At 66.6% G+C, this 23,808-nt stretch carries 20 protein-coding genes and 1 riboswitch; of the genes, 11 read left to right on the top strand and 9 right to left on the bottom strand.

Annotated elements, in window-relative coordinates; translation table 11 throughout:
- The first annotated feature begins 163 nt into the window (after window positions 1–163).
- Complete coding sequence (locus tag VG561_RS17980) at window positions 164–1,051, top strand: DnaJ C-terminal domain-containing protein (RefSeq protein WP_012511838.1); 888 nt, start codon at window positions 164–166, stop codon at window positions 1,049–1,051.
- A gap of 98 nt (window positions 1,052–1,149) precedes the next feature.
- Here VG561_RS17980 and pilH read toward each other — a convergent pair whose 3' ends face one another.
- Both pilH and VG561_RS17970 read right to left on the bottom strand, forming a co-directional pair.
- Window positions 1,150–1,521, bottom strand: coding sequence for a twitching motility response regulator PilH (gene pilH / locus VG561_RS17975; protein WP_014648033.1), 372 nt, complete (start codon window positions 1,519–1,521; stop codon window positions 1,150–1,152).
- A gap of 88 nt (window positions 1,522–1,609) precedes the next feature.
- Entirely contained in the window at window positions 1,610–2,605 is a 996-nt protein-coding gene (locus tag VG561_RS17970) for a YhdH/YhfP family quinone oxidoreductase (protein ID WP_049441256.1), read from the bottom strand.
- 153 nt (window positions 2,606–2,758) lie between these two features.
- On the opposite strand from VG561_RS17970, the gene hflK reads away from it, so the two are divergent.
- The 5 genes from hflK to VG561_RS17945 all read left to right on the top strand — a co-directional run bounded on the left by hflK (window position 2,759) and on the right by VG561_RS17945 (window position 7,770).
- Window positions 2,759–3,892, top strand: a complete 1,134-nt coding sequence (gene hflK, locus VG561_RS17965) for an FtsH protease activity modulator HflK (RefSeq protein WP_005418335.1) — start codon at window positions 2,759–2,761, stop codon at window positions 3,890–3,892.
- Window positions 3,889–4,752: a protease modulator HflC gene (gene hflC / locus VG561_RS17960; protein ID WP_014648031.1), complete on the top strand. Its 864-nt coding sequence runs from the start codon at window positions 3,889–3,891 to the stop codon at window positions 4,750–4,752. Before hflK ends, hflC begins: the two co-directional genes overlap by 4 nt.
- Before the next feature lie 65 nt (window positions 4,753–4,817).
- Window positions 4,818–5,003 carry a DUF2065 domain-containing protein gene (locus VG561_RS17955; RefSeq protein ID WP_005414170.1) on the top strand — a complete coding sequence of 62 codons (186 nt, stop codon included), beginning with the start codon at window positions 4,818–4,820 and terminating at the stop codon, window positions 5,001–5,003.
- 695 nt (window positions 5,004–5,698) lie between these two features.
- Window positions 5,699–6,991 (top strand): adenylosuccinate synthase, encoded by a 1,293-nt coding sequence (locus tag VG561_RS17950; protein ID WP_049441939.1) that lies wholly within the window; start codon window positions 5,699–5,701, stop codon window positions 6,989–6,991.
- Between the two features lie 116 nt (window positions 6,992–7,107).
- On the top strand, window positions 7,108–7,770 hold the full coding sequence (locus tag VG561_RS17945) for a hypothetical protein (RefSeq protein ID WP_423179851.1): 663 nt from the start codon (window positions 7,108–7,110) through the stop codon (window positions 7,768–7,770).
- Here VG561_RS17945 and VG561_RS17940 read toward each other — a convergent pair.
- From VG561_RS17940 to VG561_RS17930, 3 genes are all read right to left on the bottom strand, one after another.
- Window positions 7,700–8,377: a M23 family metallopeptidase gene (locus tag VG561_RS17940; protein WP_049441937.1), complete on the bottom strand. Its 678-nt coding sequence runs from the start codon at window positions 8,375–8,377 to the stop codon at window positions 7,700–7,702. The two genes, VG561_RS17945 and VG561_RS17940, sit on opposite strands and share 71 nt — an antisense overlap.
- A 4-nt stretch (window positions 8,378–8,381) precedes the next feature.
- The gene (locus VG561_RS17935; protein ID WP_414612112.1) at window positions 8,382–9,344 is read right to left on the bottom strand and encodes a L,D-transpeptidase family protein; all 963 of its coding nucleotides are present in this window, start codon (window positions 9,342–9,344) and stop codon (window positions 8,382–8,384) included.
- A 170-nt stretch (window positions 9,345–9,514) separates the two neighbouring features.
- The gene (locus VG561_RS17930; RefSeq protein WP_049441936.1) at window positions 9,515–11,518 is read right to left on the bottom strand and encodes a CARDB domain-containing protein; all 2,004 of its coding nucleotides are present in this window, start codon (window positions 11,516–11,518) and stop codon (window positions 9,515–9,517) included.
- Between the two features lie 233 nt (window positions 11,519–11,751).
- Here VG561_RS17930 and VG561_RS17925 point away from each other — a divergent pair, with 233 nt between their 5' ends.
- Window positions 11,752–13,875, top strand: coding sequence for a methyl-accepting chemotaxis protein (locus VG561_RS17925; RefSeq protein WP_014648026.1), 2,124 nt, complete (start codon window positions 11,752–11,754; stop codon window positions 13,873–13,875).
- An 86-nt stretch (window positions 13,876–13,961) separates the two neighbouring features.
- Here VG561_RS17925 and VG561_RS17920 read toward each other — a convergent pair whose 3' ends face one another.
- Complete coding sequence (locus VG561_RS17920) at window positions 13,962–14,249, bottom strand: hypothetical protein (protein ID WP_032960023.1); 288 nt, start codon at window positions 14,247–14,249, stop codon at window positions 13,962–13,964.
- A 133-nt stretch (window positions 14,250–14,382) separates the two neighbouring features.
- Between VG561_RS17920 and VG561_RS17915 the strand changes: the two genes are divergently transcribed.
- The gene (locus VG561_RS17915; protein WP_032960035.1) at window positions 14,383–15,084 is read left to right on the top strand and encodes an alpha/beta fold hydrolase; all 702 of its coding nucleotides are present in this window, start codon (window positions 14,383–14,385) and stop codon (window positions 15,082–15,084) included.
- Between the two features lie 8 nt (window positions 15,085–15,092).
- Here the strand turns inward: VG561_RS17915 and VG561_RS17910 are convergent, their stop codons facing one another.
- Complete coding sequence (locus tag VG561_RS17910) at window positions 15,093–15,581, bottom strand: hypothetical protein (protein ID WP_014648023.1); 489 nt, start codon at window positions 15,579–15,581, stop codon at window positions 15,093–15,095.
- A gap of 22 nt (window positions 15,582–15,603) precedes the next feature.
- Window positions 15,604–17,694, bottom strand: a complete 2,091-nt coding sequence (locus VG561_RS17905) for a catalase (RefSeq protein ID WP_049441934.1) — start codon at window positions 17,692–17,694, stop codon at window positions 15,604–15,606.
- 114 nt (window positions 17,695–17,808) lie between these two features.
- On the opposite strand from VG561_RS17905, the gene VG561_RS17900 reads away from it, so the two are divergent.
- From VG561_RS17900 to VG561_RS17890, 3 genes are all read left to right on the top strand, one after another.
- Window positions 17,809–18,531 carry an AraC family transcriptional regulator gene (locus VG561_RS17900; protein WP_014038112.1) on the top strand — a complete coding sequence of 241 codons (723 nt, stop codon included), beginning with the start codon at window positions 17,809–17,811 and terminating at the stop codon, window positions 18,529–18,531.
- An 82-nt stretch (window positions 18,532–18,613) separates the two neighbouring features.
- On the top strand, window positions 18,614–19,981 hold the full coding sequence (locus tag VG561_RS17895) for an amino acid permease (RefSeq protein WP_423179848.1): 1,368 nt from the start codon (window positions 18,614–18,616) through the stop codon (window positions 19,979–19,981).
- Between the two features lie 138 nt (window positions 19,982–20,119).
- Complete coding sequence (locus VG561_RS17890) at window positions 20,120–20,530, top strand: VOC family protein (protein WP_197574709.1); 411 nt, start codon at window positions 20,120–20,122, stop codon at window positions 20,528–20,530.
- A gap of 91 nt (window positions 20,531–20,621) precedes the next feature.
- Here VG561_RS17890 and gcvP read toward each other — a convergent pair whose 3' ends face one another.
- Window positions 20,622–23,489 carry an aminomethyl-transferring glycine dehydrogenase gene (gcvP, locus tag VG561_RS17885; RefSeq protein ID WP_032960028.1) on the bottom strand — a complete coding sequence of 956 codons (2,868 nt, stop codon included), beginning with the start codon at window positions 23,487–23,489 and terminating at the stop codon, window positions 20,622–20,624.
- Window positions 23,490–23,551: 62 nt separating this feature from the next.
- Window positions 23,552–23,654, bottom strand: a riboswitch (glycine riboswitch).
- Window positions 23,655–23,808: the final 154 nt, after the last annotated feature.

Below are 23,808 nucleotides of genomic sequence, written 5' to 3'. Positions count from 1 at the left end.
CGGGGGCTTCCAGCCACAGCCTGGGGCATCGGGATGGCAGCGGCATTGCGCAGGATCAGTCGGCCTCACCGGGGCCGCACGAGGGGCGGCGTAGCATCGCCGGCGCGTAGAATGAACCCGGGGCGGCGCCACCGGCGCGGCCGAAGCAGATCGAGGTAGCTGGATGGAATTCAAGGATTACTACGCCACCCTGGGGGTGGAACCGAGCGCGGGCGAGGCGGAGATCAAGACCGCCTACCGCCGGTTGGCACGCAAGTACCACCCGGACGTCAGCAAGGAGGCCGGGGCCGAAGACAAGTTCAAGGCGGTCAACGAGGCCTACGAGGCGCTGCGCGATCCGGAAAAGCGCGCAGCCTACGACCAGCTGCGCGCGCAGGGCTATCGCCCGGGCGAGGAGTTCAACGTGCCGCCGAACTACGGCGGCGCCGGCGGTTTCAATTTCGAGGAAGTATTCGGCGGGGGTGGCCCCAACGGCGGCTTCAGCGACTTCTTCGAAAGCCTGTTCGCGCGCCAGCGTGGCGGTGCCGGTCCGGGCCCGGGCTTCAGCAGCCAGGGCCACGCACCCAACCGCGACACCCGCGCCAAGCTGTCGGTCCCGCTGGAAGCGGCCTACAGCGGCGACAGCCTGCGCATCACCGTCAACGGCAAGCAGCTGGACGTGCGCGTGCCCAAGGGCATCCGTCCGGGCCAGGTGATCCGCCTGGCAGGGCAGGGCAACCATGGCGGCAACCTGCTGCTGGAAGTGGAGTACGCCGCGCATCCGCAGTTCGAGGTCGACGGCCGCAACATCCTCTATACGTTGCCGGTCACGCCCTGGCAGGCCGCGTTGGGTACCAGCATCAGCGTGCCGACCCTGGGCGGTGCGGTGGAGCTGAAGATCCCCGCCGACTCCGATGCCGGCCGCAAACTGCGCCTGCGTGGCCGGGGCCTGCCGGGCAGCCCGGACGGCGACCAGATCGTTGAAATCGAGATCGTGGCCCCGGCCGCGACCGACGAGGCGCAGAAGAAGGCCTACCGCAATCTGGCCAAGGCCTTCGGCGAGTCGATCTGAGCACGCCTTGCGGTCGTGCCGGCCGCTGGCCGGCAATTTCATGACCTGGGACGGTGATGCGTGGTTGCCGGCCAGCGGCCGGCACGACCACGCGCGTCTCAGCCCTGGCCGGCGAACACCCGCTCCAGCACCTCGGACAGCTCGTCTTCCGAGAACGGCTTGGTGATGTAGGCCTTGGCGCCCTGGCGCATGCCCCACATGCGATCGGTGTCCTGGTCCTTGGTGGTCACCAGGATCACCGGGATATGCCGGGTCGCCTCGTCGCGGGCGAGGGTACGGGTGGCCTGGAAGCCGTTGAGATTGGGCATCACCACGTCCATCAGGACCAGGTCGGGCAGCTCGGCCCTGGCGGTTTCGACCCCGGCGGCGCCATCGGTGGCGGTCAGGATCTGGTGCCCGAGCTTCTCGACGATGCGCTGTATCCCCAACAGCTGCGACGGTGAGTCGTCGACGATCAGAATGCGTGCCATGTTGTTCCCCATGTAATGCCCGCAGTGTAGTGCGGGCTCATTACCGGCGGGAGGGGGGCACCTGCCGTCCGTCGCCTGCCTGCGACGTTCAGTCGATCCGCACCACCGTGCGGCCCAGCGATCCACCCGCCAGCATCCGCTCGAACACTGCCCGGAGGCCATCAAGGCCGACCTCGGCGGTGCAGATGCGGTCCAGGTGCTGCGGCTTCCACTCACCGCCCAGGCGCGACCACACCTCTTCGCGCAGCCGGCGCGGCGCATTGGCCGAAGACACGCCGAGCAGCGACACACCGCGCAGGATGAAGGGCATCACCGTCATGTCCAGCGTCGGGCTGGCCGCCAGGCCGGCGCTGACCACGCTGCCGTAGGGCACGGTCTGCGCCAGCAGGCTGGCGAGCATGGCGCCGCCGGCATTGTCCAGGCCCCCGCCGAAGCGCGCCGACTGCAGCGGGCCGGTGTCGGCCAGCGCCTCGCGCGGCAGCACCTCGCTGGCACCGATGTCGCGCAGGAAGTCGGTCTGGTCCGGCTTGCCACTGACCGCGTGCACGGTGTAGCCGGCACGGCTGAAGATCGACAGCGCCAGCGCACCGACGCCGCCGCTGGCGCCGGTGACCGCCAGCGGGCCGAGCGCCGGGGTCTGGCGGTTGTCCTGCATGCGCAGCAGCGCCAGCGCCGCCGTGAAGCCGGCGGTGCCCAGCACCATCGCCTCGCGCGGGCTCAGCCCGGCCGGCTGTGCAATCACCGCACGCGACTCCAGCCGCACATACTGGCTGTAGCCGCCGTCACGGGTCTCGCTGAGGCCGCAGCCGGTGGCCAGCACCGCGTCGCCTTCACGCCAGGCCGGGTCGGTGCTGGCGACCACGGTGCCGGCCACGTCGATGCCGCCGACCAGCGGGAAGCGGCGCAGGATCTTCCCCTTGCCGGTGCCGGCCAGGGCATCCTTGTAGTTGACCGAGGACCAGTGGGCGCGGATCAGTACCTGCCCGGGGTTGAGGTCGTCGACACCGAGCCGGGTCAGGCCGCTGCGATAGCCGGCGTCGTCGTTTTCGATGCGGAAGGCGGTGAACGGGGTGGTGGGGGCCATCGGCGTTGCCTGACTTCGAGGAAAACGCCACCTTACCCCGTCGTCGCCCTTTCGATCCTGCCGATCCGCCCCATCTTGTATGATCGGTAATGGTTTCACGGCTGGCGCCGCGGGAAGGGCCCGCGCCGCAGCCCACATCTTGATGGAGCGTGCATGGCCTGGAATACACCCGGCGGCAACAAGGGCGGACAAGGCCCCGAGGACAATCGACGCGGGCCGTTCGGGTCGCGCGGCGGTGGCAATGGTGGTGGCTGGGGCGGACTGCCCGGGCCGCTGAAGGACCTGTTCGACGGCGGCATCGTGCGTTGGGTGGTGGCGGCCGTGGTGCTGCTGGTGCTGTTCTCCAGCTTCCAGCTGATCGGTGAGCAGCAGCGTGGCGTGGTCCTGCGCTTCGGCCAGTTCTCGCGCATCCTGCAGCCCGGCCCGAACTTCAAGCTGCCGTGGCCGATCGAGTCGGTCACCAAGGTCAACGCCACCGAGATCAAGACCTTCTCGATCCAGGTGCCGGTCCTGACCCGTGACGAGAACATCGTCAACGTCTCGCTGAACGTCCAGTACCGCATCGACGATCCGCAGCAGTACCTGTTCGGCACGGTCGATGCCAACCAGGTGCTGGAGCAGTCGGCGCAGAGCGCGGTGCGCGAGGAAGTCGGCCGCGCCGACCTCAATGCCGTGCTGAACAACCGTGGCCCGCTGGCCGTGGCCGCCGAGGAGCGCCTGCAGGCGCTGCTGAAGGCGTTCAAGACCGGCCTGACCGTGACCGGCCTGACCCTGCAGGACGCCCGTCCGCCGGAGGAAGTGAAGCCGGCCTTCGACGAGGTCAATGGTGCCCAGCAGGTCAAGGAACGCCTGATCAACGAAGCCCAGGCCTACGCCGCCAAGGTCGTGCCGGAAGCCCGAGGCCAGGCCTCGCGCGCCCGTACCACCGCCGAAGGCTACAAGCAGGCGGTGGTGTCCAAGGCCGAGGGTGACGCGCAGCGCTTCAGCCTGTTGCAGGCCCAGTACAAGGACGCGCCGGAAGTGACCCGCAAGCGCCTGTGGCTGGAGACCGTGCAGCAGGTGCTGAGCGAGAACCGCAAGGTGATCGGCGGCGATGGCCGCCAGCTGATCTACGTGCCGATGACCGGCGACACCCGTCCCACCACGTCGGCCCCGGCCGCAGTGGCAAACCCGGACGTGGTCATGCCGTCGCTGCCGGGCGCAGCGGTGGAAGCTTCCCGTGATCCGGGCCGGCCGGTGGGCCGCCCGACCGGGCGACCGAGCGGCCGTGAGGAGGGCAGCCGATGAAGAGTCCTATCTGGATCGCCGTGATCGTGGCGGTGGTGCTGGGCCTGCTCGGCTCGGTGTATGTGGTCCGTGAGGACCAGACCGCCATGGTGCTGAACCTGGGCAAGGTGGTGCGGTCGGACATCAAGCCAGGCCTGCACTTCAAGGTGCCGGTGGTGGAAACGGTGAAGGTCTTCGACCGCCGCTTCCAGGTGCTCGACACCGCGCCGGCGCGCTACTTCACCGCCGAGCAGAAGGACGTCAGCGTCGACTTCTTCGCCATCGGCTACATCTCCAACGTGGGTGACTACTTCCGTGCCACCGGCGGCGACCCGCGCGTGGCCAACGCCCGCCTGGCGCCGATCATCACCGATTCGCTGCGCAACCAGATCAACTCGCGCACCCTGCAGCAGCTGGTGTCCGGCGACCGCAGTGAGCTGATCGCCGAGCAGTTGAAGGGAATCAACGAGGCCGTGGCCGGCCTGGGCATGCAGATGATCGACCTGCGCATCAAGCAGGTGGACCTGCCCACCGACAGCCAGGTGATCAACGACGTGTACGAGCGCATGCGCGCCCAGCGCAAGCAGGAAGCCGCCAAGCTGCGCGCGGAAGGCGAGGAACAGTCGCTGACCATCCGCGCCCAGGCCGACCGTGACAGCACCGTGCTGATCGCCGAGGCCGAGCGCGATGCACAGCGCCTGCGCGGTGAAGGTGATGCGGAAGCCACCCGCATCTACGGCAAGGCCGGTTCGGCTGATCCGTCGTTCTACGCGTTCTACCGTAGCCTGGAGGCGTACCGCGGCTCCATGACCGACGGCAACGGCGTGATCGTGCTCGACAAGAACGACCCGTTCCTGCAGTACCTGAAGAACGACCGCTGAGGTCGCAGGCATTACCCCACGGGGCCCGGCCAACTGCCGGGCCCCGTGCTTTTTCCGGAGTTCCGATGAAAGATCTGTTCGCCGCCGTCTGCCTGGTCGCGGTGCTGGAAGGCCTGTTCCTGTTCGTCGCGCCGTTCGCCTGGAAGCGCATGGCCGAACGCCTGCTGGACCTGCCCAGCCCGGCCCTGCGCAGCTTCGGCGGACTGGTGCTGCTGGCCGGCCTGAGCCTGCTGTGGTGGGTGCGGCACTAGAAGCCCCGGCGCGGCCGCCTGCGTCTACGTGCGTGGCCTGGCCTTGGTAGCTGCCAACCTTGGTTGGCATTGCCGGCCAGCGGCCGGCACGACCGGGTGGGGCGGCTGACCGACCTGCACCTGCGTGGCCAGGCTCTGGTAGATGCCAACCTTGGTTGGCATTGCCGGCCAGCGGCCGGCACGACCGGGCGGGGCGGCTGACCGACCTGCACCTGCGTGGCCAGGCCCTGGTAGCTGCCAACCTTGGTTGGCATTGCCGGCCAGCGGCCGGCACGACCGGGTGGGACGGCTGACCGACCTGCACCTGCGTGGCCAGGCCCTGGTAGATGCCAACCTTGGTTGGCATTGCCGGCCAGCGGCCGGCACGACCGGGCGGGGCGGCTGACCGGCCTGCACCAGCGTGGCGAGGCTCTGGTAGATGCCAACCTTGGTTGGCATTGCCGGCCAGCGGCCGGCACGACCGGGCGGGGCGGCTGACCGGCCGGTGAAGCCGTCCGTCGGAAAGGTGGCAGCGGACCCCGGAAACCCGGATAATGCACAAAAGCCGGACGGGCCTCCCCGTTCGGCTTTTTCCGTGTCTGGGCCCTCCATCGCCGGCCGCTCCCCGTTTGGAGCCGCCCTCCAGGTGCTGGCCAGCCCCGCCACGGTTTACCCGTCCGCGGCCCCGATGGCCGCAACAAACCGAGGAGCCCGTCATGGGTCAGTCTGTCGTAGTGTTGGGTGCCCAGTGGGGCGATGAAGGCAAGGGCAAGATCGTCGATCTGCTCACTGAGGAAATCGGCGCCGTCGTGCGCTTCCAGGGCGGCCACAATGCCGGCCACACCCTGGTCATCAACGGTAAGAAGACCGTCCTGCACCTGATCCCGTCGGGCATCCTGCGTGACGATGCGCTGTGCCTGATCGGCAACGGCGTGGTGATCTCGCCGGCCGCGCTGCAGAAGGAAATCGCCGAGCTGGAAGCCTCCGGCGTGGAAGTGCGTTCGCGCCTGAAGATCTCCCCGGCCGCGCCGCTGATCATGCCGTACCACATCGCCCTGGACCAGGCGCGCGAGCGCGCAGCCGGTGGCAAGGCGATCGGCACCACCGGCCGCGGCATCGGCCCGGCCTACGAAGACAAGGTGGCGCGTCGCGGCATCCGCATCGCCGACCTGCATTACCCGAAGCAGCTGGAAGAACTGCTGCGCACCGCGCTGGATTACCACAACTTCGTGCTGTCCAAGTATCTGAACACCGATGCGGTCGACTTCCAGAAGACCTTCGACGAAGCGCTGGCCTTCGGCGAATACGTGCAGCCGATGAAGTCCGACGTGGCCGGCATCCTGCACGACCTGCGCAAGCAGGGTAAGCGCGTGCTGTTCGAAGGTGCGCAGGGTGCGCTGCTGGACATCGACCACGGCACCTACCCGTACGTCACCAGCTCCAACACCACCGTCGGTGGTGCGCTGGCCGGTTCCGGCGTCGGCGCTGATTCGATCGACTACGTGCTGGGCATCGCCAAGGCCTACGCCACCCGCGTAGGCGGTGGCCCGTTCCCGACCGAGCTGGACGACGAAGTCGGCCAGGGCATTCGTGACCGCGGCGCCGAGTACGGTGCGTCGACCGGCCGTCCGCGTCGTTGTGGCTGGATGGACATCGTCGCGCTGAAGCGCGCCGTGGCCATCAACGGCATCAGCGGCCTGTGCATCACCAAGCTGGACGTGCTGGACGGCATGGAAAAGCTGAAGGTCTGCATCGCCTACGAATACAACGGCAAGCGCACCGAGTACGCGCCGCTGGACGCGCAGGGCTGGGAAGAATGCACCCCGGTGTACCTGGAGTTCCCGGGCTGGAGCGAGAACACCCACGGCATCACCCAGTGGGACGATCTGCCGCCGGCCGCACGCGCCTACCTGCGTTCGCTGGAAGAGCTGGCCGGCTGCCCGATCAGCATCGTCTCCACCGGCCCGGACCGCGACCACACCATGGTCCTGCAGGATCCGTTCGCCTGAGGTGGCGCCGGGCCATGCCCGGCGTTGGTGACAGGAAAAGCCCCGCGCACGCGGGGCTTTTTCGTTACTGTGTGGCCAGGCCAGCGGGGAAGCGACGCGATGACCAGGATGTCAGCGTGAAAGGCGGGACGGTAGTGCGGGTCACCCTGTGGGTGTCGTGGAGCCTGTGGTGCATGGCCGGCCTGGTACTTGTGTTGGGTGCAGCCGCCAATGCCCTGGCTTCGCGCACGCAGACGGTGCCGCTGGTGCTGCGCCCTGGCGCAACCGCCCAGATCACCGTCTACCGCCTCATCGATGACCAGCTTCGGCTGCGCCTGCGCTATGCCGCGGACGGTACAGAGGCTGACCCTGAAGTGCTGCTGCGCATCGAGACTCCCACCGAACATGGAGACTTCCGCGCAGGGGAGCGTTGGGGAGTGGCCGGGCAGGGCATCGACCGCGCGCTGGTATCGGTTGAGTCCAGCGGCCTCATGGCCTCCTACTTTGATTACGGTCGCGGCGACGCATTGCCACGCGGCCGCTCATGGCTGCGGGTAACCGTGCTGGAGGTGGATCCGGCGCTGGCGGGACGCACTGCAGACATCGAGCTGCAGCCGCCGCTGGGTCTGCTGAAGCTGACCGACCTGGACTACCTCTGGCTGTGGCCGTTCTTTTTCTGGAAGATGGCGGCGCTGTTCCTGCTGATTCCGGGGGCTGCGTTGACTGTCTTCACTGTGGCGTTGCGGCGCCAGCAGCGCCGGGCATCGGTGCCGCCGACTTCAGCAAGGGATAGGGATTGATCGACTCTCCCTTCCACCACTGCTTCTCCGGCCCCAAGACATGCACTTCGAAGTGCAGGTGCGGGGCCTCGGCGCTGGCATTGCCGGTGCTGCCGACGTAGCCGATCACATCCCCGCGCTTGATCGCCTGTTTCTCGGCCAGGCCATCGGCATAGCGCTGCAGGTGCGCGTAGTAGTAGCACCAGCGTCCGCTGGGCTCGAACTGGTAGATAGTCAGCCCGCCGCGTTTGCTGTCGAACAGTTTTTCCACCGTGCCATCAGCCACCGCGAGTACCGGAGTACCGGCATCGGCCAGGATGTCGATGGCATCGTGTACGCGGCCTTCGCTGCGTGCATCGGTGAAGGTATCGCGCAGCTGCGAGGCCAGGATGCCCTGCACCGGCAGCAGCAGGCCGGACGGTGCATCCGCAGCCTGCGCGGCCGGCGGCGCGGTGGTGGCGGGTGGGGCCGTTGCGCGTGGCGCTGGTTCGACCACCGGCGCGGCGGACACCGCCGATGGCGCTGCCGGCAGCGAGGCGGCTACCGGCTCACTCCCATCGCGACGCAGCCACCAACCTGCCCCCAGTCCCAGCAGTACGCCCAATACGATCAGCTGCGAAAGACGCATGGGCTTACTCCTGCATCACCACGGGCACCGAAGTATCCACTGCGTCGGCCACACGCACCGCATCCCAGTTGGTCATGCGTACGCAGCCATGCGATTCGGTCTTGCCCACGTGGCTGGGTTCGGGCGTGCCATGCAGGCCGTAGTGCGGCTTGGACAGGTCGATCCAGACCCGGCCGACCGGATTGTTCGGGCCCGGCGGCAGCGTCGCCTTCTTTTCGCCCTTGCGCGCATCCCAGAACAACTTCGGGTTGTAGTGGAACGGCGGGTCGCGATACACGCCCAGGATCTTCCATTCGCCGATCGGCAACGGGTCGTGCTGGCTGCCCGACGACACCGGCACCTGCGCGATCAGCTTGCCCTGCGCATCCAGCAACTGCAGGGTGGAGTCGGATTTGTCGACCACGATCTTCGCCGCCTTCGGCAATGCCGCTGGTGCGATGTTGGGCACTTGGATGCGGCTGCCAGCCTTGGTCAGATCCACGCCGGGATTGAGCACCTTCAGCAACTCCGGCGAGGCGTGGAAGCGCTCGCCCAGGGCTTCTTCCACACTGCTGAAACCCAGCGATTTCAGTTTGGCCTGTGCGGCAGGTCCTTTCGGTATGGGCTGGAACGGGCCGGCGACATCCTCGGCAGTCAGCGTGTAGCTGGCCAGCGGCCCCACCGTATCAGCCTGCAGAGCCTTCCAGGTGGCGTCGTCCAGCTCACCCGTCACGGTCAGCCCATGCGCGGCCTGGAAGCCCGCCACCGCGCGTCGCTGGTTGCTGCCCACTTCGCCATCGATCTGGCCAGGCGAGAAATTCGCGCGATCCAGCAGCACCTGGGCGTGCAGGGCGGAGCGCACTGCGGCGTCCGGGCCGGCCTTCTCGGCAATGGGGGCGGGCAGGTTGGGCGCAGGGGACTGCGCGAAGGCGGGTGATATCAGTAGCGACAGGACGAACAGTACAGGATGGGGTACACGCATGGGCATCTCCGGCATTCACGGAACTACCATGCCTGTGCGCAATGCAGGACTGATGTGAAAAGAATCTGACGCCGGGATGAGTGGTGCCAACGTGACCATCCCTTGTGGGGCCGCGTCTGCACATGGAAAGCAACGAGGGCAGGCGACCACGGATCCGTCGCCGCCTGCCCTGATGTTCAATCCACAGTAACCATGATGTCGATGCTGTTGTTGTCCTCCCGTGACTCGCTCACGGTGTTCTGATCGTCAACCAGCAGCTGGATGGAGTGCACCCCTGGGGTCGGGCGCCAGACGTCGTTGTAAGTCCTGACATTGACGCTGGCGCCGGGTGCCAGGGTGTAGTTCTGGAGGCCGCCCCACACGCAACCTTCAATGAAACACTGCCCGTTCTTCATGGCCATCAGCCCAATCCAAGGCGCGCTGGCGGCGACCGAGCCGACATTCTCGATGGTTGCGGTGAACGAGGTTGCATCGCCGGATTTCGGACGCAGCGGCTGTGAATGGGCGCTGGTGATCCGAAGGTCTGGCTTGTCCGAGACCTGGATGATTCGAGCCAGCTGGTTGTTGCCCTCATTCGACTCCTGGATCAGCCCTTGGTCGTCAACAATGGAGGTGATCTGTTGCTGGCCACCCGCGGCTGGCCAAACGGGGCCTGCGGGGCTCAACCATACGGATTCGCCCGGCGCCAAGGCCGTTGTCAGGCCACTCCAGGGGCAGCCACTGGCTGGGCACGCGCCGTTTACCAGATAGACCGCTCCGAGCCAACCCGCAGGTGCGGGCATTGATCCGCGGTTGGTTACTGCCGTGCGGAATGTCACTGCATCGCCTGGCTTGAAACTGGCTGGAATCGTTTCGATCAGGTATGGCTGCAGATCGGGCAGATCCCCCACCATGATTTCCCGGGTCAACTCGTTGTTGTGTTCGTCGAGTTCCTTGATGCGGTCCGCGTCATCAGCGAACACGGTCATCGCATGCAGCCCTGCCGAAGGTGTCCAGCTGGGTCCCTGGTTCAGATCTATGGTGGCCTGTTGACCAGGGGCCAGACTGATGGTCAAGATCCCCCATTGGCATCCTCCCTCGAAACACTGTCCCTCCTCATGGACGAGGACACTGTGGTGATTCATGGGAGACGGAGCATTGCCGGCATTTCGGATGGTTGCCCGGAAACGGACTGGCTCCCCTGCCCGGAACTGGCTTGGAATCGTGTCGATCCGCGTGACCTGAAGGTCCGGTTGATGCGTGAGGTCATCGATCATTGAGTTGAAGATGGCAGGGCAGTTCTGCCCGTCGAACTGAAAATCAGGGCGTGCACCCGGCCAGAACGCAAAGTAGGCGCTGCCTAGGTTGCGAGGGCGGTCCGCTCCATACACGGCTTGCAATGAAGCTTCGAGTTTCACCCGGAAGCTGGTGCGCAGTCCGGGGTCATTGCAGCTGGTGTAGTTGAAAGCAGGAAGGACCGGAACCATTCCACCTCCCAGCAATCCGTGCCGTTTCCATTTCTGGTACTGAGCGACCTGTTCGTTGACGGTGTTCTGATACTGGTCAACGAAGACGACATCCTGTGCGTGTGGGCTCATTGCGTACTGGATCTGGACATCGCTCAACGTGCCCATCAGATTGGCGATGATCACCGGGCGCGCGGATGCATCGGGATCCGCTTGCCGAAGCCTTTCGTAGACCAGTTCCTGGAAGCGCTTGCAGATACCAAGGTTCTGTGGTGTCTGTGGCAGAGCTGGTTCGTCAAAAGTGTAGTAACCAACTACGATGTCTGAGTTCTGCAGGGCAAGTGCAGCAACAGCGTCAAGCTCCTGTTGAAGCCAGTCTGGTAGACGCTCGTTGCCAGGAGAGCAGGCACTGCCGGGATCTGCGTACCAGGCGTCGTGAACGGGTCCGTTGAACTGGAGCAGCACTTTGAATCTGGATAACAGCGGGTCCTGCCGCAGCGCCTGCAAACGGGAGCTGAGTTCACCCGTATTCCATCCTGTCACGGGAATCACATTCGCGCCGGCATTGTGCAGCTCGGTCAGCTGGGAGCGGACTGCGGGGTCAGCATTGCCGATGATGTTGTACGCGTAGAGGAACTTGAAGTTGCTTCCGGTGTATGCGTCCTGGGCGTGCGCGGACTGTGGGCTTGTCATGCAGGCAAGCAGGAGCGGAAGTGCACTGAGATAATGCCTCATGGTCGTCCTTGTACGATGGCGAGGGTGGCCGAGGTCTGGCATCTTGCAGATCAGCGGTGGCCCAGCATAACGGCAACAACTGCGTGGATCAGACCGCCTACGGAGATGCTGCGCATTCGTTGCTGGCAATGGCGATGCAAACGTGAACCGCGCCCGAAGCGTTCAGAATTTACGGGTCAAGACCCAGCATGAGGCCGCCGATAAGGCCACATCCCCCCGTATTGGATACCCCCATGAACTACTTGAGGAACGTCAGGGTTGCCTGGCGTCTTGGGCTGGGCTTTGGCCTGTTGCTGCTGCTGGTCGCCGCCGTGGTGGCCACCGGCGCCACTGCCAGTGTCGTGCAGAAGCGCGCGATGCAGCAGGTGGTCGACGTCAGCGTGGCCAAGGTGCGCCTGCTGTCGCAGATGCTCGATGCCAACAACCAGATGATGGTCGTACGCCGCGAAATGCTGATCCGTCAGGGCGAAGACCGCGGCAGCGACGAGAAGCGCATCGCCGACCTGGTCAAGCGCTATGAGGCCAGCTGGACCGCCTACCAGGCGCTGCCCAGCGATGCCCAGGGCAAGACCATCGCGGAAACCATCGCGGCCAAGCGTGCCGTTGCGCGCCCGCTCAACAAGCAGACCAGCGAACTGATGGAGCAGGGTGATTACCCTGGCGCCGTGGCGCTGACGCTGGGCCCGGTGCAGGAAGCGGCCAACGGCTGGAACAAGGCGCTGTCCGATGGCGTGGACTTCGAGGAGAAGGAAAGCCGTGAAGCTGCCGCCGAAGCGATCCGCCTGGGCGAACGCAGCCTGCTGCAGCTGCTGGTGCTGGGCGGCGTCGCGCTGCTTGCCGGCATCGGCGCCTCGGTGATGATCGGCCGCAGCCTGACCGGCCCGCTGGCGCGCGCGGTGAACCTGGCCGAGCGGCTGTCCAAGGGCCAGCTGGACCAGGAGTTCCGCCTCGGTGGCCGGGATGAACTGACCCAGCTGGGCGAGGCCATGGCCAGTGTGCGGCAGAGCGTGCAGGCGGCGATCGGCGCGCAGCTGCAGATGGCTGAGCAGCACGAAGCGGGTGCGATCCGCTATCGCATGGACGACAGTGCCTTCCCCGGTGATTTCGGCCGCATGGTGCAGGCCACCAACAGCCTGGTCGAATCGCACGTGCAGGTGGAGCTGCTGATGGCCGAAGTGATGCAGCGTTACGCGATCGGCGACCTCAGCCGTGACCTGCCGGACTACCCGGGCGAGAAGGGCACGCTGACCCGCACTCTGGCCGCGGTAAAGCAGAGCCTGATGGCGATCAACGCGCAGATCGATGAACTGGCCCGTGCGGCTCGCGCCGGCGACTTCAGCATGCGTGGCGATGCTGCTGCGTTCCAGTACCAGTTCAAGGCGATGGTCGAACACCTCAACGGCATGATGGCCAGTTCGCAGGCCAGCATTGCCGATGTTTCCGACGTGCTGCGCGCGATCTCGCACGGTGACCTGACCGCACGCATGGACGGTGAGTACGACGGCGTGTTCGCGCGCATGCGCGACGACGCCAATACCACCACCGCGCAGCTGACGGGCATTGTGCGGGGCATCCAGGTGGCTGCCGACAGCATCAACAACGCGGCCCAGGAACTGGCCGCCGGCAACAACGACCTGTCGCGCCGCACGGAGCAGCAGGCGGCCAACCTGGAGGAAGCTGCCGCGTCGATGGAGGAGCTGACCTCCACCGTGCGCCAGAACGCCGAGCTGGCGCGTCAGGCCGACAGCGAAGCGCATGCCGCCGGTGCCGCCGTACGCGAGACCGAGCAGGCGATGGCGCAGATGGCCTCGGTGATGGGTGAGATCGATCAGTCCTCGGCACGCATCTCGGAAATCTCCACCGTTATCGACGGCATCGCGTTCCAGACCAACATCCTGGCGCTGAACGCTGCGGTGGAAGCCGCGCGCGCGGGCGAGCAGGGCCGTGGTTTTGCCGTGGTCGCCAGCGAAGTACGCACGCTCGCGCAGCGCGCCGGCGTCGCGGCCAAGGAAATCAAGGAGCTGATCGAAGACGCCGCTGCCAAGGTGAAGAGTGGCCTGGCGGTGACCGTTGAATCGGAAGCAGCGATCGCACGCGTCGCCCAGGCCAGTTCGCGCACCACCCAGCTGATGAGCGACATCGCAGCGGCCAGCAAGGAACAGGCCGCCGGCATCGAGCAGGTCAACCAGGTGGTGGTGCAGATGGACCAGGTGACGCAGCAGAACGCGGCCCTGGTGGAAGAAGCCACTGCGGCGAGCCGCGCGCTGGAAGAACAGGCGCATGCGCTGACCACGTCGGTAGCGGTATTCAAGGTGGAAGGCGCAGTGGCTTCGGCCGTGCCGCGCCGTGCAGCCTGAGCAGGCTGCTGACCCCGTGACAGGAATACGGCCGCCTTGAGCGGCCGTATTTGCATTGCCCGCTCAGGCAGCAGGGAGGATCGCCCTCATTGCTCCAGGACGCTGCCGAGCATGGCCCCAAGCACGTACAGCACGCCAAGCGTGGGAGGAATCACCAGAAGGTAGACGGTGATCCAGGTCATTCCGGAAAGCCAGCGTCCCACGCCGATGACGTTGAGTGCTGCGGTCTGCAGCATCACCGGCAGTTGCATGAGGATGTAGGCGCTCTTGGGGTCGCTGTTGGACCGGGCATCGAGCACCAGCCAAGTGGTAAGCGCGAGATAGAGCGCGCATAGGGCAATGCCGGTCCAGCTGAGCCAGCGTGGCTTGCGCATGCCGCCTTCCTCGTCTGTCCGGGGCCATCAGGGTAGCGCCGCGACCAGCGGCGTGCACTTCCCTGGGTCGAGCCGATAAGCGAAGCTGCGCGGCAGCGAGTCGTACGAAGGGACCTGAGAAGTGAGCAATGTGATGAACGCCGTGATGCTCCCGATCGTGATGCTGCCCGGGCTGGATGGCAGCGGCCTGCTGTCGACATGCTTCGTGGAAGCGATGCAGGACCAGGGGGTTACCGTGCAGGTGCTGCCGCTGCCCATGCACGGGCCACAGGACTACGTTACATTGGCGTCGATCCTGCGCCCGCAGCTTCCCATCTCTCCCTTTGTGCTGCTGGCTGAATCGTTTGCCGGGCCGCTGGCTATCGAACTGGCGGTGGCTTCACCGCCGGGATTGCGCGGATTGATACTGAGTACGACCTTCGCGCGGCGACCGGTGCCGCTGCCAGCGGCGAGCGCACGCTTGCTAGCCCCTGCATGGCCACCGCCGCCGCTGGCGTTGCTGGCCCGGCTTCTGCTGGGGCATTGGCGGACACGCATGAACCTTCGCGAGCTGCGGCATGCGATCGCTGCGGTACCGACCGCGATCCTGCGGCAGCGCGCTGCGGCGACACTGCAGATCGATGTCCGCGCGCAGTTGCCGAAGCTCACGCTGCCGACGTTATGCCTGCATGCACGACAGGACCACCTGTTGTGGCCGCCCAGCGTGGCCGAGCTGCAGGTCTTGTTGCCCGATGCCCGGCACGTGTCGCTGGAAGGGCCGCATCTACTGCTGCAGGCCCGTGCCGAGGCAGCCGCAGCCGAAGTTGCCGCATGGATGAGGGCGCTCCCCTCCTGATCGAAGACTCAGCCGCGTGCACGCGTGCGCGCGGCTTTCTTCGCCGCCGCCTTGCGCACGGTCTTCTTCGCGGCCCGCGTCTTGGCTGCCTTCTTCGCGGCGGCGCTCCGCGCGGCGGCCGTACCCGCCTTCTTTACCGCTGCCTTCTTCGCCGTCTTCTTTGCGGCCTTCTTTGTCGCGGTCTTGCGAGCCGGTGCCTTCTTCGCCACCGCCTTCTTCGCAGGTGCCTTCTTCGCCGCCGTCCTCTTGGTTGCGGCCTTCTTTGTGGCCGATTTCCTGGCAGGCGCCTTCTTGGCAGCCTTCTTGCTGGTCGCCTTCTTCGCGCCCTTGCGGGCACTGCCGGCGCGCTTGCCGCCGCCGTCCTGCTTGTTCACGGTGGCCCAGGCAATGCGCTCGGCGGTGCCTTCACTCGCGCCGCGATCACGTTCGCTTTCCTCGATGTGCTCGGCTTGGCGCTTCTGCTTTTCGGTGTATGCGGATTTGTCACCACGGGGCATGACGATTCTCCTGTCGTTGTGGTCAGGCCAGCAGGCGCAGCTTGGGCTCGCGCGCCCACTGGCGGGTGGCGGCCGCCGCCAGGAATGCCTTGGCGTCTTCTGCTTCGACGATGCCGGGGTCGTTGCCGACGCGCGCCGCCTTCAGCAGCACCTGGCCGCCCGCGTCGCTGGCGATGGCCTTCAGGTGTGCCCACGCCTGGCTGACGAATTCGACGGCTGCACTCTCTTTCGACAAGGCCTTCGCGGCTTCAAGGCTGAGCACCACGGCTACTGCATCGAACACGGCTGACGGGGTACCCGCCAGCTGCCCATCTGCCGCCTGCAATGCGCCATCGCTCAGCGTGGCGCCTCCCACTTTTGGCGCGACCAGCTTCACGTCTGCACCTGCCTTCCGGGCGGCCTTGCTCAGGCTGGCAATCACGCGCGCGTCGGAGCCTTCGTCGAACAGGATGCCGATGCAGCGACCCTGCAGGGTCGGCTTGTTACGCCCGATCACGCGCACCTCGGGAGCGGGCGGCATGTCCCGCACCGGCGTGGCGGTTGGGGCCGGGTCGGGCAGCGCAGGCAGGGCCAGGCCATCGGCCACGCGCTGCGCCAGCGCGTCATCGATGTTGCGCAGGTGGCTGACGGTGCGCACCCGCACCTTCAGCGTTTCCACCTTGGACAACTCGAACACCAGCGCCGATGCCAGGTGCGCCTGCTCCGGCTTTTCCAGGCTGCGGAAGAACATCCGGGCCTGGCTGTAGTGGTCGGCGAAACTCTCCGCGCGGGTGCGGCCCTTGCGGCCATCGTCGGCGCTGGCATGGCTGCGGAATCCGGCAGGCGTCTCGCGCGGGGTGTCGTCCTGCAGCGAGCTGGGATCGTAGGCGACGCGGCCCTTGGGCACCTGCATCTGCATGTGGCCGTCGCGCTGATGATTGGCAAACGGGCACTTCGGTGCATTCACCGGGATCTGGTGGAAGTTCGGGCCGCCCAGGCGCAGCAGCTGGGTGTCCAGGTAGGAGAACAGGCGGCCCTGCAGCAGCGGGTCGTTGCTGAAGTCGATGCCGGGCGGCACGTTGGCCGGGCAGAACGCCACCTGCTCGGTCTCTGCGAAGAAGTTGTCGGGCCAGCGGTCCAGTACCATGCGCCCGATCACCTGCAACGGCACCAGCGATTCGGGAATGATCTTGGTCGGATCCAGGTGGTCGAACGGGAATGCGTCGGCGTCTTCTTCGGTGAACAGCTGCACCGCCAGCTCCCATTCGGGAAAGTCGCCGCGCTGGATGGCCTCGAACAGGTCGCGGCGATGGAAGTCATTGTCGGCCGATTGCAGTTTCAACGCTTCGTCCCAGACCGTGGACTGAATGCCCAGCTTGGGCCGCCAGTGGAACTTGACGAACGTCGACTCGCCAGCCTCGTTCAGCAGGCGGAAGCTGTGCACGCCGAAGCCTTCGATCATCCGCAGCGAACGCGGGATGGCGCGGTCGCTCATCGCCCACATGATCATGTGCATCGATTCGGGCATCAGCGAAATGAAGTCCCAGAACGTGTCATGGGCCGACGCGGCCTGCGGGAAGGCGCGGTCCGGCTCCATCTTCACTGCGTGCACCAGGTCCGGAAACTTCATCGCGTCCTGGATGAAGAACACCGGGATGTTGTTGCCGACCAGATCCCAGTTGCCCTCCTTGGTGTAGAACTTGACCGCAAAGCCGCGCACGTCGCGCGGGGTATCCACCGAGCCTGCGCCACCGGCCACGGTCGAGAAGCGGGTGAATACCGGCGTCTTCACGCCGACCTCGGTCAGGATGCGTGCGCGGGTATGGGCTGCCAGTGATCGGGTCAGCTCGAAGTAGCCGTGTGCTGCGCTGCCACGTGCGTGCACGATGCGCTCGGGAATGCGTTCGTGATCGAAGTGGGTGATCTTCTCGCGCAGGATGAAGTCCTCCAGCAGCGTGGGCCCCCGAGGTCCCTGCCGCAGGGAGTTCTGGTTGTCCGCCACCGGAATGCCCTGGTCGGTGGTCATTGCCGGATGGCTGCCCCCGGCCTGCTGGTGCAGTTCATCGCCATCGCCCCGGCGGTGGCTTTCGGCAGGGACGGTTGCGCGCTTGCCGGTCGGCTTGCTGGCGGCCATGGACGTTGGCTCCGGATCATCAAAAGGAACCACGACACTGGAACCAGCCCCGTTAAACCACGGTCCGGCAAAGGTGAACGTACGGGCAAAAGCAGGCTCGGGTATGCTTGCCGCATGCGAGTCGAGCCCGCCGACATCGAAGCCCTGTTCGACGCCATCCCGGATGTGCTGTTCTTCATCAAGGACCGCCAGGGGCGTTACACCCACGTCAACCAGACCATGCTGCGGCGGCTGGGTCTGCGCGCGCGCAAGGACGTGATCGGGCGTACGGCGGCCGAAATCTACCCGACCGGCCTCAGTGCGGACTACGTTGACCAGGACGCCCGCGTGCTGTCCGGTGAGGTGATCGAGAACCTGATGGAGCTGCACCTGTTCGCCAACCGCGAACCGGGCTGGTGCCTGACCTGCAAGCGCCCGCTGGTGGTCGACGGGGCCATCGAGGGCCTGATCGGCATTTCCCGCGACCTTGGCCAGAAGGACAGCCTCGGCACCCAGTACGAGCAGCTGCGGCTGGCGCTGGCCCACCTCAACGCGCACTACGCCGAGAACGTGCGCATGCAGACCCTGCTGGACATCACCGGCTTTTCGCTGTCCAAGCTGGAGCGCAGCTTCCGCAAGGTGTTCCAGATGACCCCGCAGCAGGTGCTGACCCGGCTGCGGATCCAGATGGCCATGCATCTGCTGCATGGCGACGACAGCATCGCCTGCATCGGCCAGGCCTGCGGTTTCAGCGACCAGAGTGCCTTCACCCGCAAGTTCAAGGCTGAAACCGGTTTCTCGCCGCGTGCCTATCGTGCCCGTATCGGTGGGAACGTCGGCGAGCCGGCGCTGGCCTGAGCGGCCTGCTGCGCTGTGCCTATCCCCGTGGGCACGGGACAGGGTAAGGTGTCGCCCCTGTAGCCCGCCGCCAGCCCCGCCGATGCCCAACTCGATTCCGACCGCTTCGCCGTCCCGCCTCGGACATTCGCTCAAGCCCCGCCAGCTGATCATGATGGGCCTGGGCAGCGCCATCGGCGCCGGGCTGTTCCTCGGCTCGGGCGTGGGTGTGCAGGCGGCCGGTCCGGCGGTCCTGGTGTCGTATCTGGTCGCCGGAGCGCTGGTGATCATCGTGATGAACGCGCTGGGCGAGATGGCGGCGGCCAAGCCCACCAGCGGCGCGTTCTCGGTGTATGCAGCCGACGCCATGGGCGCTACCGCCGGTGCAACCGTGGGCTGGCTGTGGTGGGTGCAGCTGGTGATCGTGATCGCCGCCGAAGCGGTGGGCGCGGCCGGGCTGCTGGCCACGGTCTGGCCGGCGATACCGGTACCGATGGCGGCGTTGGCGTTCATGCTGTTCTTCACCGCGATCAACCTGCTCGGAGTGAAGAACTTCGGCGAGTTCGAATTCTGGTTCGCCATCCTCAAAGTCGCGGCGATCCTGGCGTTCATCGCCATTGGCGTGGCGCTGCTGATGGGATGGCTGCCGCAGGTGACCTCCCCGGGCCTGAGCAACTTCACCGAACACGGTGGTTTTGCGCCGAAGGGCCTGGCCGGGATCGGCGCGGCGCTGCTGGTGGTGGTGTTCGCCTTCGGCGGCACCGAGATCGTGGCCGTGGCGGCGGCCGAAACCGAAGACCCCGAGCGCAGCATTGCCCGTGCCATCCGCACCGTGGCCTGGCGCATCCTGGTGTTCTACATCGGCTCGCTGAGCGTGATCATCGCCGTGGTGCCGTGGACCAGCGAGGCGCTGAAGTCGCCGTTCGCCGCCGTGCTGGACATCGCCCGCATCCCGGGCGCTGGTACCGCCATCACGCTGATCGCCGTGATCGCGCTGCTGTCGGCGCTCAATGCCAACCTCTACGGCGCCTCGCGCATGATGTATTCGCTGGCGCAGCGTCGCGAAGCGCCGGCCGTGCTTGGCTGGACCGACCCGCGCCAGGTGCCGGTGATCGCCGTGCTGGCCAGCGTGCTGTTCGGCTTTGCCGCCACGGTGATGGAACTGCTGTTCCCGGACCGGGTGCTGCCGGTGCTGCTGAACATCGTCGGTTCCACCTGCCTGCTGGTGTGGACGCTGTCGCTGGTCTCGCAGCTGGTGCTGCGTCGTCGCGCGGATCGTCTGGGTACCCGACTGCCGTTCCGCATGGCCGGTTTCCCGTGGCTGACCTGCTGTGCACTGGCGATCCTTGCGCTGATCTTCGGCCTGCTGCTGAGTGAGTCGCACACCCGCCTGCAGTTCCTGTCGATGGTGGCGTTGACCGCCACGATCGCCGCCAGCAGTGCCATCGCGCGGCGCATGCGCCGGGCGTGATTCTGTAGAGCCGACCCTGCGGTCGGCTGCTGTTTGCGCGATCGCCAGCCGAGCATGGGCTCGGCTCTACAACAGGCACACACTCCGCGTGGCACTGTGCAGGCAGGCCGTCATCGGCCCGTCGACCAGGAGTACCGCATGCTGCGCAGCCGTCCCTTCCTGATGTTCACCGGCCAGGCCGAGGCCGCGCTGGCCCTGTACGCCGAAGCCTTTGCCGATTTCCGGCTGCTGGGCCTGCAACGCCATCCCGAGGGGGCCGGCGCCGGCGTGCCGGGGCAGGTCCGCCAGGCCATCTTCCTGCTCGGTGGCACCCACTACCTGTGCTTCGACAGCCTGGACGTGCACGATTTCACCTTCTCGCCGTCGATCTCGCTGTTCGTCGAGTGTTCCGGTGCCGAGCAGTTCGAGCGCGCGGCACGCGTGCTGGGTGAGGGCGGCCATTGGTTGATGCCGGTGGGCGACTATGACTTCAGCAATCGCTACGGCTGGGTGCAGGACCGCTTTGGCGTGTCGTGGCAGTTGAGCCTGGGGCAGATGCCGGACCCGTGATCGGATGCTTGTGGGTGTGGGCCTTGGTCCACACGCCCCATGAAAACGGCCCGCTTGCGCGGGCCGTTTTCTTTACCGATGCAGTGAGGAATCACGCCTCGACTTCATCATCCTTGTAGGCATCGACCGGGATGCAGGCGCACATCACGTTCTTGTCGCCGTACACGTTGTCGACACGCGCCACCGGCGGCCAGTATTTGCTCTGCTTCAGGCTGGCCAGCGGGAAGGCGGCCAGTTCACGCGGGTAGGCGTGGGTCCACTCGCTGGCGGTCACTGCGGTGGCAGTGTGCGGCGCGTTCTTCAGCGGGTTGTCCTCGCGGTCGAGGCGGCCGTCTTCGATCGCGGTGATCTCCTCGCGGATCTGGATCATCGCGTTGATGAAGCGATCCAGTTCGTGCAGCGATTCGCTTTCGGTCGGCTCCACCATCAGCGTGCCGGCCACCGGGAAGCTCAGGGTCGGGGCATGGAAGCCGAAGTCGATCAGGCGCTTGGCCACGTCCTCGGCACCGATGCCGCTGGTCTTCTCCAGCGGGCGCACGTCCAGGATGCACTCGTGCGCCACCAGGCCGTTGCGGCCGGTGTACAGGGTCTTGAAGTGCGGGGCCAGGCGCTTGGCGATGTAGTTGGCGTTGAGCTGCGCGACCTGGGTGGCCTTGCGCAGGCCGTCGCGGCCCATCATCGCGATGTACATCCAGCTGATCGGCAGGATCGAGGCGCTGCCGAAGCTGGCCGCGCTGACCATGCCGACCGGGCCGTTGTCACCCAGCTTGCCCGGCAGGAACGGGGCCAGGTGCTCCTTGACCGCGCACGGGCCGACGCCCGGGCCGCCACCGCCGTGCGGGATGCAGAAGGTCTTGTGCAGGTTCAGGTGCGAAACGTCCGACCCCCACTTGCCCGGCTTGGCCACGCCGACCAGGGCATTCATGTTGGCACCGTCGGTGTACACCTGGCCGCCGTGCTTGTGGATGATCTCGCAGATCTCCACCACCTCTTCCTCGAACACGCCGTGCGTGGACGGGTAGGTCATCATGATCGCGGCCAGGCGGTCGCTGTACTTCTCGGCGTTGAGGCGGATGTCCTCGACGTCGACGTTGCCGTTGGCATCGGTCTTGGTCACCACCACCTTCATGCCGCACATCTGCGCCGAGGCCGGGTTGGTGCCGTGCGCCGAATCCGGGATCAGGCAGATGTCGCGGTGGCCTTCGCCGCGCGAGCGGTGGTAGGCGCGGATCGCCAGCAGGCCGGCGTACTCGCCCTGCGCGCCGGAGTTCGGCTGCAGGCTGACCGCGTCATAGCCGGTGCATTCCACCAGCATCGCTTCCAGCGTGTCGATGAGTTCCTTGTAGCCCAGCGCCTGGTCGGCCGGCACCAGCGGGTGGATCTGCGAGAACTCCGGCCAGGTCACCGGGATCATCTCGGCGGTGGCGTTGAGCTTCATGGTGCACGAGCCCAGCGGGATCATCGTGCGGTCCATCGCCAGGTCCTTGTCGGCCAGCGAGCGCAGGTAGCGCAGCAGTTCGTGCTCGCTGTGGTGGGTGTTGAACACCGGATGGGTCAGGAATGCGGACTGGCGCAGCAGGCCGGCCGGCAGCGCATCGGCGGTGCTGGCATCCAGCGCGTCGACGTCGGCCTGCGCACCGAACACGGCGGCCAGTGCGACCACGTCGGCGCGGGTGGCGGTCTCGTCCAGGCTGATGCCGACCGAGTCGCTGTCGATCGCACGCAGGTTGTAACCGGCGGCGCGGGCCTTGGCGTGAATCTCATCGGCGTGCACGCCGGTGACATGCAGGGTGTCGAAGAAGTCGCCACCGACCTGCACGCCGGCCTCGCGCAGCGCGGCGGCCAGGATCGAGGCCAGGCGGTGGGTGCGCCGGGCGATGCGGGTCAGGCCTTCCGGGCCGTGGTACACGGCATACATCGAGGCCATCACCGCCAGCAGCACCTGTGCGGTACAGATGTTGGAGGTGGCCTTCTCGCGGCGGATGTGCTGCTCGCGGGTCTGCAGGGTCAGGCGGTAGGCCGGGTTGCCCTGGGCATCGACCGAGACGCCGATCAGGCGGCCCGGCATCGAGCGCTTGTAGGCGTCGCGGCAGGCCATGAATGCGGCGTGCGGCCCGCCGAAGCCGAACGGCACGCCGAAACGCTGGCTGTTGCCGACCACGATGTCCGCACCCCATTCGCCCGGGGCGGCCAGCAGGGTCAGCGCCAGCAGGTCGGTGGCCACGGCCACCAGGCCGCCGCGCGCGTGCACGGCCTCGACCAGCGCCTTGTAGTCGCCGATCTGGCCGAAGGTGTCCGGGTACTGCAGCAGCAGGCCGAAGGCTTCTGCTTCCAGTGCCTCGGCCGGGGTGCCGACGCGCAGCACGATGCCCATGGGCTCGGCGCGGGTACGCAGCAGTTCCAGGGTCTGCGGGTGCACGGCGTCGTGCACGAAGAAGGTGTCCGACTTCGACTTGGCCGAACGCTTGGCCAGGGTCATCGCTTCAGCTGCGGCGGTGGCTTCGTCCAGCAGCGAGGCGTTGGCGATTTCCATGCCGGTGAGGTCGGCGCACAGGGTCTGGAAGTTGATCAGCGCTTCCATGCGGCCCTGCGAGATCTCGGCCTGGTACGGGGTGTAGGCGGTGTACCAGGCCGGGTTTTCCAGGATGTTGCGCAGGATCACGTTCGGCGTGTGGGTACCGTAGTAGCCCTGGCCGATGAAGCTGCGCAGCACGGTGTTCTTGTCGGCGATCGCACGGATCTTCGCCAGTGCCTGCACTTCGGTCATCGATTCCGGCAGTGCCAGCGGCGCCGGCGACTTGATCTTGGCCGGTACGATGGCATCGGTCATCGCATCCAGCGACGCGTGGCCGACGACGTCGAGCATCTGCGCGATCTCGGCATCGTTGGGGCCGATGTGGCGCTCGACGAACGCATTGTGGTGCTCGAGCTCACGCAGGGAAGGGGTGTTCTGGGACATGGCGAAGGATCCGTCAGGAAAGGGCACACGCACGGGCACAAGCCGCCGGTCGGCGGTCTGCGGGGCGCCCCTCTGTCCTTTTGCCTGAGAGTTTGGAAGCGCGGAAAACCGCGGCTTCGTGCCCCTTCGGCGCCGGATCGAACCGGTCTCTCCAGAGTTGTGTTACGGGTGGTATCGGGCCTGAGCGATTACGGGCGTTGCGCCTTCGGCAGCGGTGTTCCGCTTCTCCCACCGTGTTGCCCGCCGATTATAGCCCGTTGCGGGCGCGCCAGCCGCCTGCGGGCCCGGCCGCGGCGCCTGAATGGCCGATGGCCCGCCC

Origin of the sequence: Stenotrophomonas sp. CASM110, assembly GCF_049384345.1 — a bacterium.
Classification (GTDB): domain Bacteria; phylum Pseudomonadota; class Gammaproteobacteria; order Xanthomonadales; family Xanthomonadaceae; genus Stenotrophomonas; species Stenotrophomonas muris.
Note: the sequence above shows the minus strand (reverse complement) of the source record. Positions and strands in the feature narration are given on the sequence as shown.